Origin of the sequence: Stenotrophomonas sp. 22385, assembly GCF_052045085.1 — a bacterium.
Taxonomy (GTDB): Bacteria; Pseudomonadota; Gammaproteobacteria; order Xanthomonadales; family Xanthomonadaceae; genus Stenotrophomonas.
The window spans coordinates 278,364-293,592 of the sequence record NZ_JBQEOG010000005.1; the positions used below are offsets into that span (position 1 = coordinate 278,364).

Annotated in this window: 14 protein-coding genes; 11 read left to right on the forward strand and 3 right to left on the reverse strand. The window is 66.3% G+C overall.

Translation table 11 applies throughout. The annotated features are described in order from the left end of the window. Positions 1-35: 35 nt before the first annotated feature. Together ACTJI4_RS11215 and ACTJI4_RS11220 are read right to left on the reverse strand one after the other, a co-directional pair. A complete protein-coding gene (locus ACTJI4_RS11215; protein ID WP_440869389.1) occupies positions 36-404 on the reverse strand; it encodes a response regulator in 369 nt (122 codons plus the stop codon). Beyond that, on the reverse strand, positions 397-1,554 hold the full coding sequence (locus ACTJI4_RS11220; RefSeq protein ID WP_440869390.1) for a two-component system sensor histidine kinase NtrB: 1,158 nt from the start codon (positions 1,552-1,554) through the stop codon (positions 397-399). Before ACTJI4_RS11220 ends, ACTJI4_RS11215 begins: the two co-directional genes overlap by 8 nt. 158 nt (positions 1,555-1,712) lie before the next feature. Between ACTJI4_RS11220 and ACTJI4_RS11225 the strand changes: the two genes are divergently transcribed. From ACTJI4_RS11225 to ACTJI4_RS11265, 9 genes are all read left to right on the forward strand, one after another. Next, the gene (locus tag ACTJI4_RS11225) at positions 1,713-4,811 is read left to right on the forward strand and encodes a response regulator (protein ID WP_440869391.1); all 3,099 of its coding nucleotides are present in this window, start codon (positions 1,713-1,715) and stop codon (positions 4,809-4,811) included. Then, positions 4,784-5,632, forward strand: a complete 849-nt coding sequence (locus tag ACTJI4_RS11230; protein ID WP_392921821.1) for a CheR family methyltransferase — start codon at positions 4,784-4,786, stop codon at positions 5,630-5,632. The genes ACTJI4_RS11225 and ACTJI4_RS11230 overlap by 28 nt, the downstream gene beginning before the upstream one ends. Beyond that, positions 5,632-6,216: a chemotaxis protein CheB gene (locus ACTJI4_RS11235; protein ID WP_440869392.1), complete on the forward strand. Its 585-nt coding sequence runs from the start codon at positions 5,632-5,634 to the stop codon at positions 6,214-6,216. Before ACTJI4_RS11230 ends, ACTJI4_RS11235 begins: the two co-directional genes overlap by 1 nt. Continuing rightward, a complete protein-coding gene (locus tag ACTJI4_RS11240) occupies positions 6,213-7,328 on the forward strand; it encodes a hybrid sensor histidine kinase/response regulator (RefSeq protein ID WP_392921826.1) in 1,116 nt (371 codons plus the stop codon). Before ACTJI4_RS11235 ends, ACTJI4_RS11240 begins: the two co-directional genes overlap by 4 nt. A gap of 9 nt (positions 7,329-7,337) precedes the next feature. Then, positions 7,338-7,796, forward strand: a complete 459-nt coding sequence (gene mntR, locus ACTJI4_RS11245; protein ID WP_440869393.1) for a manganese-binding transcriptional regulator MntR — start codon at positions 7,338-7,340, stop codon at positions 7,794-7,796. Continuing rightward, entirely contained in the window at positions 7,789-8,313 is a 525-nt protein-coding gene (gene tadA / locus ACTJI4_RS11250; RefSeq protein WP_440869394.1) for a tRNA adenosine(34) deaminase TadA, read from the forward strand. The genes mntR and tadA overlap by 8 nt, the downstream gene beginning before the upstream one ends. A 66-nt stretch (positions 8,314-8,379) precedes the next feature. Continuing rightward, the gene (gene orn, locus ACTJI4_RS11255) at positions 8,380-8,952 is read left to right on the forward strand and encodes an oligoribonuclease (protein ID WP_440869395.1); all 573 of its coding nucleotides are present in this window, start codon (positions 8,380-8,382) and stop codon (positions 8,950-8,952) included. Positions 8,953-9,021: 69 nt separating this feature from the next. Then, positions 9,022-9,891 carry an EcsC family protein gene (locus ACTJI4_RS11260; protein WP_392921836.1) on the forward strand — a complete coding sequence of 290 codons (870 nt, stop codon included), beginning with the start codon at positions 9,022-9,024 and terminating at the stop codon, positions 9,889-9,891. A 201-nt stretch (positions 9,892-10,092) separates the two neighbouring features. Further along, positions 10,093-11,205 carry an alkene reductase gene (locus ACTJI4_RS11265; protein ID WP_440869396.1) on the forward strand — a complete coding sequence of 371 codons (1,113 nt, stop codon included), beginning with the start codon at positions 10,093-10,095 and terminating at the stop codon, positions 11,203-11,205. A 37-nt stretch (positions 11,206-11,242) separates the two neighbouring features. On the opposite strand, the gene ppsA is transcribed toward ACTJI4_RS11265, so the two are convergent. Beyond that, positions 11,243-13,621: a phosphoenolpyruvate synthase gene (gene ppsA, locus ACTJI4_RS11270; RefSeq protein ID WP_440869397.1), complete on the reverse strand. Its 2,379-nt coding sequence runs from the start codon at positions 13,619-13,621 to the stop codon at positions 11,243-11,245. 144 nt (positions 13,622-13,765) lie between these two features. Here ppsA and ppsR point away from each other — a divergent pair, with 144 nt between their 5' ends. Then, a complete protein-coding gene (ppsR, locus tag ACTJI4_RS11275) occupies positions 13,766-14,587 on the forward strand; it encodes a posphoenolpyruvate synthetase regulatory kinase/phosphorylase PpsR (protein ID WP_068852678.1) in 822 nt (273 codons plus the stop codon). Positions 14,588-14,688: 101 nt separating this feature from the next. Next, the gene (locus ACTJI4_RS11280) at positions 14,689-15,201 is read left to right on the forward strand and encodes a DUF1249 domain-containing protein (RefSeq protein WP_392921844.1); all 513 of its coding nucleotides are present in this window, start codon (positions 14,689-14,691) and stop codon (positions 15,199-15,201) included. The last annotated feature ends 28 nt before the right edge of the window (positions 15,202-15,229 follow it).

The window sequence follows — 15,229 nt, forward strand, 5'->3', positions numbered from 1 at the left end:
GGCCCGTTCAGGCATGAAGCGTTCACACCCGTGCTTCAGTTCGCCGACGGGGATTCCTTCAACAGAGACACCAACTGCTTGAGCCGGTAGGGTTTCGGCAGGAATTCAACATTGTCCGGAAGCGGCGGCAGCTGGGACCGTGCATAGCCGGACGACAGGATCATCCGGGCGTTCGGCAGGGCATTGGCGACGTGCGCGCTCAATTCCAGTCCGCTCATGCCCTGGGGCATGTTGACGTCGCTGAACACGACATCAAAGCCGCCGGTCGTATCGATCAGTTCAACGGCCTTCGGACCGTCGGTTGCCGTATGCACCTCGATACCGAAATCGCGCAGCGCCTGCCCGATCAGCTCACGCAGGTCGTCCTGGTCTTCGACCATCAACACACGAAGGGGCTCAGACATGCGCGACTTCCTCTAGGGCAGGTAACAACAAACGGACAGTGGTGCCGCGTCCAGGCGCGGTCTGGACATCGACGAAGCCGTCGCATTGGGACACGAAGCCAAACACCTGGCTCAGGCCCAGACCACTGCCCTTGCCGACTTCCTTGGTGGTGAAGAACGGTTCGCTGGCGCGCTCGGCCACATCCGGCGGCATGCCATTGCCCTGGTCTGTCACCGCGATGGCCACATAGCGGCGCTGCGTGGGGTTGGCCAGGTCCGGGGCCAGGCGGTGTTCGGCCGTGGCACTGATGGTGATCGTCCCGCCCTGCGGCATGGCCTCGCAGCTGTTGAGCAGCAGGTTCAATACAGCGGTATGCAACTGTACGCCATCGGTGGTGATTCGAGGTAGGTCGAAAGGCACTTCCAGACGCAGGCGGATGTTGTCCGGGCAGGCCCGCTGCAGCACGGGCAGCTCCTGTTCGAACAGCCGGGCTACCTGCAAGGGCTCGCGAACCAGGGTCTGGTCGGCCGAGAACGCCAGCAACTGGCGGGTCAGCAGCGAGCCCCGGTCGGCGGCGGCCTGGGCCAGTTCGGTCAGTTCACGGGTGCGCGCGTCGGCGGCGGGACGCAGCGAGATCAGGTCCAGCGCGTTGCCGATGGTGGTCAGCAGATTGTTGAATTCGTGGGCCAGCCCACGCGTGAGCCGGCCGACGCCCTCGAACTGCTGCAACTGCTCGCGCGCCCGCTGCGCATCCTGCAGCAGGCGCTGGGCGTGGTAGCGCTCGGTGACGTCCTGGGTGACCTTCACGAAGCCGAGGAGGGCGCCATCCTGGCGCACGGGTTCTATTACCTCGCTAGCGCGGAAGCATTCGCCGCTGCGGCGCACCCGCCAACCTTCGCCGGCATAGCGACCCTGCTGTTCGGCCTGGACGAGGGTATGTTCGGCGGCGCCGGACGCGCGCTCGTCGGGCGCATAGAAAAGCCGCACATGCTGCCCCATCACTTCTTCGGTGGAATAGCCCTTGACCCGCTCGCAGCCACGGTTCCAGCTGCGGATGCACCCTTGCGCGTCGAGCAGATAGATCGCGTGATCGGAGACGTGATCGATCAACAGCTGCAACTGCAGGCGATCATCGGCAAGCGGCGCAATATCGGTGACTGCCTTGACCACGGCGGCGGCTTTACTCCCCCTGTAAGGGGCTGAACCGTAGGAGTCGCGGTGTGAAGATAGTGTCAAAAACAGTTCTGAACACGCCGCCATCTGGCGTATAACGCCCGAATTCACAGTTCGGTTAACATCGAAGCCCTTTTCACGCTGGAACCGTGTGCATGAATGCAGCGCCCACCGCTCGCGACCGCTGGATCTGGCTGGCATCGGCCGGCCTGATGGGCTTCACCATCGCCTTGGAGCTGGTGGTGCCGCTGGGCTATGCGGTGTGGCTGACCTACTTCATGGCCGTAGGCGTCACCCTGTTCCAGCGCCGACTGGAGGCGCCGCTGCTGGTAGCGGTCGGCTCCTGCATCCTGCTTGCGGTGGGCTATCACCTGGCCCCGGCCAGCACCAATTCGGCATTCTCCTTCATCAACCGCACCATCGGCGGCATCTGTTTCCTGCTGATGGCGTTGACCGTCATCAAGGCCATCCAGGCCCGCCGCAGCGCCGCCGACGCGCTGTGGCTGCAGGAAGCCGAAAATGCCGTGACAGTCAGCCTGCGGGGCGACCCCGAACCGCGGGTGCTGGCCGATGAGGCCATGCGCACCCTGTGCGCGCGCCTCAACGCCGACGTGGGCGCCCTGTATCGCCTGCAGGGCGAACGGCTGCTGCTGGTGGGCGGGGCCGCGCTGCCGCCGCACTTGCCCGATTCGCTCCCGGCGTCTGCGGGGCAGTGGGGTGAAGTGCTGCGCCAGGGCCAGCCGCGCCGGTTGGAAGAAGGCGAAAGCCTGCTGGAAATTGAAACTGCGCTGGGACGAACCCCGGTTCACCAGCGCCTGCTCGGACCGATCACTGCCGATGGCGTGGTGATCGGCCTGGTCGAACTGGGCCGGGCCGGGGTGTCGCCGGCGCGCGCCCTGGAGCTGGAGCTGCTGCTGCAGTGCGCCGAACCGCTGGGCGTGGCCCTGCGCACCGCGCTGCTGCGCGCGCAGCTGGTCGAGCTTCTGGAAGAAACCCAGCGCCAGAGCGAAGAACTGCAGACCCAGCAGGAAGAGCTGCGGGTGGCCAACGAAGAGCTTGAGGAACAGAGCCGCAGCCTGCTGCACTCGCAGGCCAGCCTGGAACAGCAGCAGGCCGAGCTGGAGCAGACCAACGTACAGCTGGAAGAGCGCACCCATGAGCTGGAAGCCCGCCAGCAGGCGCTGCTGATCGCGCAGGGCCAGCTGGTCCAGAACAGCCGCGAGCTGGAGGCCAGTTCGCGCTACAAGTCCGAATTCCTCGCCAACATGTCGCACGAGCTGCGCACGCCGCTCAACAGCGCGCTGATCCTGGCCAAGCTGCTGGCCGACAACAAGGACGGCACGCTGACCGCCGAACAGGTCAAGTACGCGCAGGCGATCCACTCGTCCAACAACGACCTGCTCGCGCTGATCAACGACATCCTCGACCTGTCGCGCATCGAAGCCGGACATGTCGAACTGGCCGAGGAGAACCTGGCGGTATCGAGCGTGCTGCAGCGCCTGAAGGAAACCTTCGAGCCGCTGGCCGCGCAGAAGGGCCTGGCGCTGGACATCCGCGCCGACACCGACGCGCCCAGCCAGCTGGTGGCCGATGGCCAGCGCCTGCAGCAGATCCTGAAGAACCTGCTGGCGAACGCGGTCAAGTTCACTGAACACGGCAGCGTCTCGCTGGTGGTGCGCGGCAACGGGGCAGGGCGCGTCCAGTTTGCGGTGACCGATACCGGTATCGGCATTCCGCAGGCGCAGACCGAAGTGATCTTCGAAGCGTTCCGCCAGGCCGACGGCAGCACCCGCCGGCGCTACGGCGGCACCGGTCTGGGCCTGTCGATCTCGCGCGACCTGGCTTCGCGCATGGGCGGCAGCATTTCCGTGTCCAGCGAACCGGGCCGCGGCAGCTGCTTCATCCTGGACCTGCCGCTGGCGGCGGGTACCGCGACCGCAGCCCCGATGGCGGCGCCCGATGTACGCCCTGCACCGGCCGCCAGGCCGGCCGCTCCGGCCCCGCTGTTCGGCAGCGCCCACGGTACGTCCGCGGCCACCCAGTCACCGCGCGTGGTCGATGACCGCGGCCGCCGCAGCCGCGCTGGGCGCATGATCCTGGTAGTGGAGGACGACGTGGTCTTCGCCGAGGCGCTGGTGGGCATGGCCCATGAGCTTGACTTCGACTGCGTGGTCGCGCAGACCGCCGAAGAAGCGCTGGCACTGGCCGCCGAGCTGCGCCCCAACGGCGTGCTGCTGGATATCGGGCTGCCCGATGTGTCAGGCCTGAGCGTGTTGGAGCGCCTCAAGCGCGACCCCGCGACGCGGCATATCCCGGTACACGTGGTGTCGGGGCTGGAACGTTCGCAGGTGGCGATGGAGCTGGGTGCGATCGGTTATGTGATCAAGCCGGCCACGCGCGAGCGCCTGGTCGAGGCGATTCAGCAATTGGAAGCCACCAGCGAGCGGGATGTGCGCCGCCTGTTGATCGTCGAGGACGACAGTGCCCTGCGCTCCAACCTGCAGCTGCTGCTGGGTCGCGACCAGCTGGAAATCACCGCGGTGGGCACGCTCGCCGAGGCGAAGGCCGAGCTGGCCGATTCAACCTTCGACTGCATGGTGACCGATCTGGCGCTGCCGGACGGGACCGGCTACGACCTGCTCGAACACATGGCCGGCAACGAGGCGGTGGCCTTCCCGCCGGTCATCGTCTACACCGGGCGTGCGCTGACCCGCGACGAAGAGCAGCGCCTGCGCCGCTATTCCAAGAGCATCATCATCAAGGGCGCACGCTCGCCCGAACGCCTGCTCGATGAAGTAACCCTGTTCCTGCACAGCGTGGAAGCCTCGCTGCCCAGCGACCAGCAGCGCCTGCTGCGCGAAGCGCGCCGTCGCGATGCGGTGCTGGACGGGCGTACCGTGCTGCTGGCGGAAGACGATGTACGCAACATCTTCGCCCTGTCCAGCGTGCTGGAACCGCTGGGGGTGAAGCTGGAGATCGCCCGCAACGGCCGCGAGGCGCTCGAACGCCTGGGGCCGGACATCGACCTGGTGCTGATGGACATCATGATGCCGGAGATGGACGGGCTGACCGCGATGCGCGAGATCCGCCGCGACAACCGCTGGCGCGATCTGCCGATCATCGCGCTGACCGCCAAGGCCATGCCCGATGACCGCGAGCATTGCCTGCAGGCCGGTGCCAACGATTACATCGCCAAGCCGATCGACGTGGACAAGCTGGTTTCGCTGTGCCGCGTGTGGTGTTCCCGCCGATGAACGAGGCCGATCTGTTCGACCTGGAGCTGCGGCTGCTGCTGGAGGCGGTATACCAGCGCTACCACTATGACTTCCGCGACTACGCGCTGGCCTCGTTGCGCCGGCGCATGCGCCACGCGATGGCGCGGTTCGACTGCGACAACATGGGCGCGCTGCAGCACCGGCTGCTGCATGAGCCGGAGACCTTCGCGCTGGCCATGCAGTATTTCACCGTGCAGGTCTCGGAGATGTTCCGTGACCCCGCCTACTTCCGCATGCTGCGCGAGCATGCCATCCCGGTGCTGCGCACCTATCCGTCGATCAAGCTGTGGATCGCCGGCTGCAGCACCGGCGAGGAAGTGTGGTCGCTGGCGATCCTGCTGCAGGAAGAGGGGTTGCTCGACCGTGCCATCATCTACGCCACCGATATCAACCCCGATGCGCTGGAGGCGGCCGAAACCGGCGCGTTCGCGCTGGACCGGCTGGCCCAGTTCAGCCGCAACTACCTCGAAGCCGGTGGCAGCGGTTCGTTGTCGGATTACTACACCACCGGGTACGGCAGCGTGGTGTTCGATCGCCGGCTGAAGCGCAACATCGTGTTTGCCGACCACAGCCTGGCCACCGACACGGTGTTTTCCGAAGTGCACCTGGTGTCGTGCCGCAACGTGCTGATCTATTTCCAGCGCGCCCTGCAGGATCGTGCCATCGGGCTGTTCCACGAAGCGCTGGTGCACCGCGGCTTCCTGGGCCTGGGCAGCAAGGAGTCGCTGCAGTTCGGCGAGCATGCCGATGCGTTCGAAGCCTGCGCACGCGAGCAGCGCCTGTATCGGAAGCTGGCCTGATGAATGCCGCGGTGGAGCAGCCCCTGTTCGAGCTGGTGGTGGTCGGTGCCTCCGCCGGCGGTGTGAGCGCGCTGCAGCAGCTGCTGGCTGCGCTCCCGGCAGACCTGCCGATGCCGGTGCTGGTGGTGCTGCACCTTCCACGCGACCGCCCCAGCCGGATTGCCGGCCTGCTCGATGTGCGCTGCCCGTTGCCGGTGCGCGAGGCCGAGGACAAGCAGCCCCTGGTGGCCGGCACCGTTACGTTCGCGCCGCCGGACTACCACCTGCTGGTCGAAGACCGCCGCAGCCTGGCGTTGTCGGTGGATCCGCCGGTGCTGTATTCGCGGCCGGCGATCGACCCGCTGTTTGAAAGCGCCGCCGAGGTGTTCGGCAGCAGCGTGTTGGCCATCCTGCTCACCGGGGCCAGCAATGATGGCAGCGCCGGCGTTGCCGCGGTGCGCCGTGCCGGGGGCCAGGCTTGGATCCAGAGCCCCGATGATGCCTATTCCCCGATCATGCCAGCCGCTGCGCTGGCCCATGCCGGCGCCGACGCGGTGCTGACGCTCACCTCCCTATGCATGCGCATGAAAGGCCTTACCCGATGAATCTGATCGAGCCCACCACGTCGCCGGCCACCGAGCGTGTGAACCTGCTGATCGTCGATGACGTGCCGCAGAACCTGGTCGCCATGGAGGCGCTGCTGCGCCGCGACGGCCTGGACATCCTGTGCGCGGCCTCGGGTGCCGAAGCGCTGGAACTGCTGCTGGAGCACGAAGTGGCGCTGGCGCTGCTGGACGTGCACATGCCCGAGATCGATGGCTTTTCGCTGGCCGAGCTGATGCGCGGCTCGCAGCGCAGCCGCGATGTGCCGATCATCTTCCTGACCGCCTCGCCGAACGATCCGGTGCGCGCGTTCAAGGGCTACGAAAGCGGCGCGGTGGATTTCCTGCACAAGCCGATCGAGCCGCAGGTGATCATGAGCAAGGTCAACGTGTTCATCGAGCTCTACCAGCAGAAGCAGCTGCTCAAGGCGCGCAACCACGCGCTGGAGCACGCGCTCAAGCTCAATGAAACCATGATGGCGGTCCTCACCCACGACCTGCGCACCCCGCTGTCGGCGATCCTGCTGTGTGCCGACAAGTTGTCGCTGGACCTGCCCGACGACCCGTCTGCGCAGCAGACCCTGGTCCACCTGGAAAACAGCGCGGTGCGCATGGCGCGGATGGTCGAGCAGCTGCTGGACTTCTCGCGGATCCGCAGTGGTGGCCTGCGTCTGCAGACCGAGGAATGCGACCTGGCGGAAGTGGCCGCGGTGGTGGTCAACGAGATCGGCCGCGCCCACCCGAAGGCCAGGATCGAACTGCAGGTGGAGGGCGATACCCGTCTGCAGGGCGACCCGGACCGGTTGGCGCAGCTGCTCTCCAACCTGATCGGCAACGCGGTGCTGCATGGCGGCGACGCACCGGTGCAGGTCCAGGTGCGCGGTTTGCCCGGCGATGCACTGCGGCTGCAGGTGCGCAATGCCGGGCAGATTCCGGAAGCGTTGCTGCCGCGTCTGTTCGAACCGTTCAAGGCCAGCTTCCACGACAGCCGGGGGTTGGGGCTGGGGCTGTTCATCGCCCACGAGTTCGCACGGGCACATGGCGGCCTGCTGGTGGCGCGCAACCTGGAAGGGGCGGTGCTGTTCGAAACCCCGCTGCAGCGGCAGGTTCGCTAAACTGGGCGCATGTCGCCCACCCGAGCCAGGACGCCCACCCCACTGATCGATGCCCAGGTGCATGTGGAGGGGTTCGTGCAGGTGCGCGAGGCGAGGCGCTCGGAGCTGGTGGAAGATTACGTGGAGCTGATTGCCGACCTGATCGCCGACGGCCGCGAGGCGCGGCAGGTCGATATCGCCACCCGGCTGGGCGTTGCACAGCCGACCGTGGCCAAGGCGCTCAAGCGCCTGGTGAAGGAAGGATGGGCGGTCCAGCGCCCCTACCGGGGGGTGTTCCTGACCCCGGCCGGCGAACAGCTTGCCGTGGAAATGCGGGCCCGACACCAGACCGTGGAGCGCTTCCTGCTCGCCCTGGGCGTGGATCCCGATTCGGCCCGGCGCGACGCCGAAGGCATCGAGCACCACGTCAGCGAGGCCACCTTGGCCGCCTTCGACGCGTTCCTCCGCAAGGCCGACGGCGGTGGTTGAGCGCCTGCCACCGCCGCCGCCGCTGGGCGTGCCGGTGCACGACCAGGACGAGTACTGGATGCAGCACGCGCTGCGCCTGGCCGAACGCGCCGAGCGCGAGTTCAACGAGATTCCTGTGGGGGCCGTACTTGTCGGCAGCGACGGCACGGTGCTGGGTGAGGGCTGGAACCTCAACATCGCCGACCACGACCCCAGTGCCCATGCCGAGATCGTGGCGATGCGGCAGGCGGGCAGGGTGCTGGCCAACCACCGGCTGCTTGGCAGCACCCTGTACGTGACGCTGGAGCCGTGCGCGATGTGCGCGATGGCGGTGGTGCATGCGCGGGTGGCGCGGCTGGTGTACGCGGCCACCGATCCCAAGACCGGTGCCTGCGGCAGCGTATTCGACCTGCTGGGTGACGCGCGCCACAACCACCGCGTGGAGCTGCACGGCGGGGTGCTGGCGAAACAGGCCAGCACCCGGCTGACCAATTATTTCCGGGCCAAGCGCGGCAAACCGCCGCTGCTGCTGGAATGAATTCACGGCAGGGCCGCGCCGCAGAGGCGGTATCATGTCGCATTACACTCTGCACAAGGGAAGGACATGGCGGACAACGGTGCTGAAGGCGAACGACTGATCTGGATCGACCTGGAGATGACGGGTCTGGATACCGACAACGATTCGATCATCGAGATCGCTACCGTCGTCACCGATGCGCAGTTGAACGTGCTGGCCGAAGGCCCGGAGTTCGCCATCCACCACCCGGTGGAGCGTCTGGAAGCGATGGACGAATGGAACCGCAACCAGCACCGCCGTTCCGGGCTCTGGCAGCGCGTGGTCGACAGCCAGGTGACCTTGGCTCAGGCCGAGGCGCAGACGGTGAATTTCCTGGCGCAGTGGATCAAGGCCGGCGCATCGCCGATGTGTGGCAACTCGATCTGCCAGGATCGTCGTTTCCTGCACCGTGAAATGCCGCGGTTGGAGAAGTATTTCCACTACCGCAACCTGGATGTGTCCACGGTGAAGGAGCTGGCCCGGCGCTGGGCGCCCAGCGTCGCCGCCGGCGTGGGCAAGACCTCCAGCCATACCGCGCTGAGCGATGTGCATGATTCGATCGCCGAACTGCGCCACTACAGGCAGTACATGGGCGCTCTCTCAGGGCTTCCGGCAGCCTGACGATGGCGCCGGCCTTTGGCCGGGGCTACCGTGGTGCTTCATTCAATCTGCGGGCGGTATGATCCGGGCATGAGCCATATCGTCCGTATCGTGCCGCCGCCGCTGGAAGCGCAGATCCTGCCTACCTCGCAGGACTGGGCCGACCTGCAGCGGGCGGTCGGCCTGCTGGAATCGCCCACGCTCACCGCCAAGATGGCCAACCTGATCGGTTCGCCGCTGGAGTTCGCGGTGAAAAAGCTGCCGCAGTCGGTGTCGCGGCGCATCCACGGGGCGGTCGAGGCGGCGCTGTTCAAGTCGGCGCAGGCCGCGCTGTGGAGCATGGACAACACCCCGGGCAAGGCCGCGTCCACGCGCTGGCACAAGGTGGCGGCCGCCACCACCGGTGCCCTGGGCGGTGCGTTCGGCTTCACCGCGCTGTTCCTCGAACTGCCGGTGTCGACCACGATCATGATGCGCTCGGTCGCCGACGTGGCGCGCAGCGAAGGCTTCGACCTGAGCGAGATGGGCACCCGCCACGCCTGCCTGGAAGTGTTCGCGCTGGGCGGCAACTCCGGCCAGGACGACGCCAGTGAGACCGGCTACTACATCACCCGCGGCTTCACCGCCGAAGTGATGCGCCACCTGTCGGCCGAACTGGCTGGCGCGGCGGTCGGCGGTGGTGGGGTGATGATCGGCTTGACCCCGAAGGAAGCCGGCAAGTGGCTGGCCAAGATCGTCGAGAAGGTGGCCGCGCGCTTCGGCGTGGTGGTCACCGAGAAGTTCGCCGCCCAAGCGGTGCCGATCATCGGCGCGGTGGCTGGCGCCACCCTGAACACGATGTTCACCGACTACTACCAGGACATGGCCCGCGGCCACTTCATCGTGCGCCGCCTCGAACGCCAGTACGGCTACGAAACAGTGCGTGCCGCCTACAACCAACTGGCAGGCGAGATTCCGTAGCGACACGCCGCGCGCGTCCCGGGCGGTCCGTTCGCAGCCGATGCGCCTGCACCGGCCGGTTGGCGTGGGACACGCATGGCATGTCGCTACGATGTCGGGCCCCGATCATTGCATTCACGGCACAACACTATTGCCGCCAAAGGCCTGTTCCCAACAGCCTGTGATCCCCATCCTTGCCACAGTCTCCAGCAAGGAACCCCCATGCTCTTCACCCCCTACCGCCTCGGTCCGCTGACCCTGCCCAACCGCATCGTCATGCCGCCGATGACCCGCTCACGCGCCGCCACCGGCAACGTCGCCACTCCGCTGATGGCCCAGTACTACGCCCAGCGCGCCTCGGCCGGCCTGATCGTCAGCGAAGGCACCCAGATCAGCCCGCAGGGGCAGGGCTACGCCTGGACCCCCGGCATCCACGACGACGCCCAGGTTGCCGGCTGGCGCGGCGTCACCGACGCCGTGCACGCCGCCGGTGGCCGCATCTTCGCCCAGCTCTGGCACGTGGGCCGCATCTCGCACGTGGACCTGCAGCCCAACGGCGCAGCGCCGGTCTCGTCCTCGGCCCTGCAGGCCGACGGCGTCAAGGTCTTCGTCGACGTCGCCGGCACCGGTCCGCAGGGCGGGGTAGGCGAGATGGTCCAGCACTCCATGCCGCGTGCGCTCGAGATAACCGAGATCCCGCAGATCGTGCGCGACTACGCGCTGGCCGCCCGCCGCGCCATCGACGCCGGCTTCGACGGCGTTGAACTGCACGGGGCCAACGGTTACCTGATCAACCAGTTCATCGATTCCCGGGCCGACCAGCGTACCGACGGCTACGGCGGTTCGCTGCAGAACCGCCTGCGTTTCCTGCGCGAAGTCGCCGAAGCGGTCGCCGCCGAAGTGGGCGCCGACCGTGTCGGCGTGCGCCTTGCCCCGCTGACCACCCTTCAGGGCGCCGTCGACGACACCCCGCAGGCCACTTACCTGGCCGCCGCGCACATCCTCGACAGCATCGGCGTGGCCTATCTGCACATCGCCGAAGCGGACTGGGAAGACGCCCCGATGATGCCGGTGGCGTTCAAGGAAGCGCTGCGGATGATCTATCGCGGCACCCTGATCTATGCGGGCAAGTACACGGTTGAACGCGCCGAGGAAGCACTGGCCAAGGGCTGGGCCGACCTGATCGGTTTCGGCCGACCGTTCATCGCCAACCCCGACCTGCCGGCTCGCCTGCAGCAGGGCCTGGCGTTGAACGCTCCTGACAAGGCCACGTACTTTGGTGGGGCTGAGGCCGGTTTTACCGACTATCCGATCGCGGAAGGGGTGGAGGCCTGATCCACGAAAAACCCCGCCGAAGCGGGGTTTTTCGTTATCAGCCCTTGGCCTTGAGCTTGGCCAACCGCAGCCAGGTATCGACCACGGTGTCCGGGTTCAGCGACACCGACTCGATGCCTTCCTGCATCAGCCACTCGGCCAGGTCCGGATGATCGGACGGGCCCTGACCGCAGATGCCCACGTACTTGCCCTTGGCGCGTGCGGCCTTGATCGCCATCGACAGCAGCTTCTTGACCGCAGGATTCCGCTCGTCGAACAGGTGCGCCACGATCGACGAATCGCGGTCCAGGCCCAGCGTCAGCTGGGTCAGATCGTTGGAACCGATCGAGAAGCCGTCGAAGATCTCCAGGAACTCATCGGCGAGCAGCGCGTTGGACGGCACCTCGCACATCATGATGATCTTCAGCCCGTTCTCGCCCTGCTTCAGGCCGTTCTGTTCCAGCACCTCGACGACCTTGCGGCCTTCTTCCAGCGTGCGCACGAACGGAATCATCACCCACAGGTTGTCCAGGCCCATCTCGTTGCGCACGCGCAGCACGGCCTTGCATTCGAGCGCAAAGGCAGCCGAGAAGCTCGGATCGACATAACGGCTGGCGCCGCGGAAGCCGATCATCGGGTTCTCTTCGTGTGGCTCGTAGCTGCTGCCGCCGATCAGGTTGGCATATTCGTTGGACTTGAAGTCCGACAGGCGCACGATCACCGGATTCGGTGCCACAGACGCGGTCAACGTGGCGATGCCTTCAGCCAGGCGGTTCACATAGAAGCTGACCGGATCGGCGTAACCGGCGATCTTCTCGTCGATCTTCTTCTTCGTGGCCGCATCCTGGCGGTCGTATTCCAGCAGCGCGTTGGGATGGATGCCAATGTGGCTGGCAATGATCATCTCCAGGCGGGCCAGGCCGATGCCGGCGTTCGGCAGCTGGCCGAAGTCGAAGGCACGTTCCGGGTTGGCCACGTTCATCATGATCTTCAACGGCGCCGGCGGCATGTTGCCCAGGTCCGTGGTGGTGCGCTCGAAGTCCAGCTTGCCTTCATAGATGAAGCCGGTATCGCCCTCGGCGCAGCTGACCGTCACTTCCTGGCCATCCTGCAGCACCTGGGTGGCGTTGCCCGAGCCGACCACGGCCGGCACGCCCAACTCACGCGCGATGATCGCGGCGTGGCAGGTACGACCGCCACGGTTGGTGACGATCGCCGAGGCGCGCTTCATCACCGGCTCCCAATCGGGGTCGGTCATGTCGGCAATCAGCACGTCGCCCGGCTGGACGCGCGCCATGTCTTCCAGCGACTTGACCACACGCGCCACGCCCGCGCCGATCTTGGCGCCCACCGCGCGACCCTCGGCCAGCACCTTGCCGTCCTTCTGGTTCAGTGCGAAACGCTCGATCTGGGTGGCATGGCCGCGCGACTTCACCGTTTCCGGGCGCGCCTGCACGATGAACAGCTTGCCGCTCACGCCGTCCTTGGCCCACTCGATATCCATCGGGCGGCCGTAATGCTTTTCGATGATCAGCGCCTGCTTCGACAATTCCTGCACGTCCTCATCGCTGATCGAGAAGGTGTTGCGGATCTCGACAGGGGTGTCTTCGATGCGGACGCGCTCGCCCGGGACATCCGAATACACCATGCGGATCGCCTTGCTGCCCAGTGATCGGCGCAGGATGGCCGGCTTGCCGGCGTTCAGCGTGGGCTTGTAGACGTAGAACTCGTCGGGGTTGACCGCACCCTGTACGACCATTTCGCCCAGGCCGAAGCTGGAGGTCACGAACACCACGTCACGGAAGCCCGATTCGGTGTCCAGGGTGAACAGCACGCCGGACGAACCCACGCCCGAGCGCACCATCAGCTGCACGCCCGAGGACAGGAACACGTCTTCGTGCTTGAAACCGTGGTGCACGCGGTAGGCGATGGCACGGTCGTTATACAGCGAGGCGAACACTTCCTTGACCTTGTGCACGACATCGTCGGCACCGGTGACGTTGAGGAAGGTTTCCTGCTGGCCGGCGAAAGAAGCATCGGGCAGGTCTTCGGCGGTGGCCGACGAACGCACCGCCACGGCCACGTCGCCGCCGCCGTTTTCGTCGCAGAGCTGCTGGTAGGCGCTGCGGATGTCCTGGTCCAGCTGCGGCTGCAGCGGCGCGTCGATCACCCAGCCGCGGATTTCCTTGCCGGCAGCCGTGAGCGCGGCGACATCTTCCACGTCCAGCGTGGCCAGCCTGTCGAAAATGCGCTTGGACAGATCTTTGTGCGCGATGAAGTCCTTGAAGGCTTCAGCGGTGGTTGCGTAACCGCCGGGGACAGAAACCCCCAGACCGGCAAGGTTGCCGATCATTTCGCCCAGCGACGAATTCTTGCCGCCTACGCGGGCCAGGTCGGCCAGGCGCAGTTCGTGCAACCACAGGATATTCTCGTTCAAGCGCGATGCTCCGTTTGGCCATCGCCCGAGGCGGGCTTGGATGGCCACGTCCGTAGGAAGAAGCCGATATGATGCCGGGCATACCGCCGTCGGCACAAGCTTGTATCGTCGGCCTTTTTAAGCTTCAGAGGGGGTAAAAGGCGCATGTCGACCATCCGTCCGGTGTTTTATGTATCCGATGGAACCGGTATCACCGCTGAAACCATTGGGCATAGCCTGCTGACCCAGTTCTCCGGGTTCAGCTTCATCACCGACCGGATGTCGTTCATCGACGATCCGGAAAAGGCCCGCGAAGCGTGTGAAAGGATCCGGGCGGCGGGGGAGCGCTACCAGGTCCGGCCGATCGTGGTGAGCTCCTGCGTGGACAGCGGGCTCAGCATGATCCTCGCCGAAAGCGGCGGGCTGATGCTGGACGTCTTCGCCCCCTTCATCGAGCCGCTGGAGCGTGAGCTGGCCGTGAACCGCCATTCCCGGGTGGGCCAGGCGCACGGCATGGTGGATTTCGAGACCTACCATCGCCGCATCAACGCGATGAACTTCGCGCTGACCCACGACGACGGCATCGCGATCAACTATGACGATGCCGACGTGATCCTGGTGGCGGTATCGCGGGCTGGCAAGACCCCGACCTGCATCTACCTTGCCCTGCATTACGGGGTGCGGGCGGCCAACTACCCGCTGACCGATGAGGACCTGGAGCAGGACCGCCTGCCGGCCCGGCTGCGGCCTTACCGCAAGAAGCTGTTCGGGCTGACCATCGACCCGGACCGTCTGCAGCAGATCCGTCAGGAACGCCGCCCGAACTCGCGCTACGCGAACCTGGAGACCTGCCGGCGCGAGGTCGCCGCGGCCGAGACCATGTTCCGGATGGAGCGCATTCCCACCCTGAGCACCACCCATACCTCGATCGAGGAAATCTCGAGCAAGGTGTTGACCACGTTGGGGTTGCAGCGGGAGCTTTATTAGGGCTCACGACCAACGGTCGTGAGCTACCCGGCGCGGGGCGCCCCTTTTGGACGGTCGCTGCCGTCCCCACGTTGGATTCTTCAACGTGTAGGATCGGATACATGGCCCAGGCATCGCCCCGCATCGAACGCATTCCCCGGCTCAGCCGCCTGAGCTGGCTCATGGGCCTGTACGCCGAGAATTACCGCCACCTGGTGCGGCTGTTCGAACCGGCCGGGCTGGAACCGGGCAGCTACGTGTCCTCGGTGGGGGATGGGCTGGATGTGCGGCTTGACGTCATCGAATGCCATCCCTACACGGTCGAACTGCGCCTGACCTACGACTTCGCCGACCCGGTGACCGGCCAGCCCGACCCGTCGGCCTACGTGCGGCTGTACCGCGATGCGCGCCAGGCCGAGACCACCCATTGCTACGTGGGCCGCCGCTGGCAGGATGTGGTGGGCATGTACCCACCGCCGGCCGAGCTGATCAGCCACCGCATGCGCATGAACACCTTCCTCGGCAAGTGGCTGGAATACCTGGCCGAGCGTGGGCATGGGGTGGCTACGCTGCAGCGTGACCCCGATGCGCTGCCGGCCCCGGCCGACACCCGCCGCGCCCAGATCGCCGGCTGAGCGACCGGCCCGGCACGGATCGCGCATA

Excerpts from the sequence above, each read along its gene's own strand:
- ACTJI4_RS11260 (WP_392921836.1), top strand. The coding sequence starts at position 9,022 with ATGAGCCATATCGTCCGTATCGTGCCGCCGCCGCTGGAAGCGCAGATC.
- ACTJI4_RS11280 (WP_392921844.1), top strand. The coding sequence starts at position 14,689 with ATGGCCCAGGCATCGCCCCGCATCGAACGCATTCCCCGGCTCAGCCGC.
- ACTJI4_RS11265 (WP_440869396.1), top strand. The coding sequence starts at position 10,093 with ATGCTCTTCACCCCCTACCGCCTCGGTCCGCTGACCCTGCCCAACCGC.
- ACTJI4_RS11225 (WP_440869391.1), top strand. The coding sequence starts at position 1,713 with ATGAATGCAGCGCCCACCGCTCGCGACCGCTGGATCTGGCTGGCATCG.
- mntR (WP_440869393.1), top strand. The coding sequence starts at position 7,338 with ATGTCGCCCACCCGAGCCAGGACGCCCACCCCACTGATCGATGCCCAG.
- ACTJI4_RS11240 (WP_392921826.1), top strand. The coding sequence starts at position 6,213 with ATGAATCTGATCGAGCCCACCACGTCGCCGGCCACCGAGCGTGTGAAC.
- ACTJI4_RS11235 (WP_440869392.1), top strand. The coding sequence starts at position 5,632 with ATGAATGCCGCGGTGGAGCAGCCCCTGTTCGAGCTGGTGGTGGTCGGT.
- ACTJI4_RS11215 (WP_440869389.1), bottom strand. The coding sequence starts at position 404 with ATGTCTGAGCCCCTTCGTGTGTTGATGGTCGAAGACCAGGACGACCTG.
- ppsR (WP_068852678.1), top strand. The coding sequence starts at position 13,766 with ATGTCGACCATCCGTCCGGTGTTTTATGTATCCGATGGAACCGGTATC.
- orn (WP_440869395.1), top strand. The coding sequence starts at position 8,380 with ATGGCGGACAACGGTGCTGAAGGCGAACGACTGATCTGGATCGACCTG.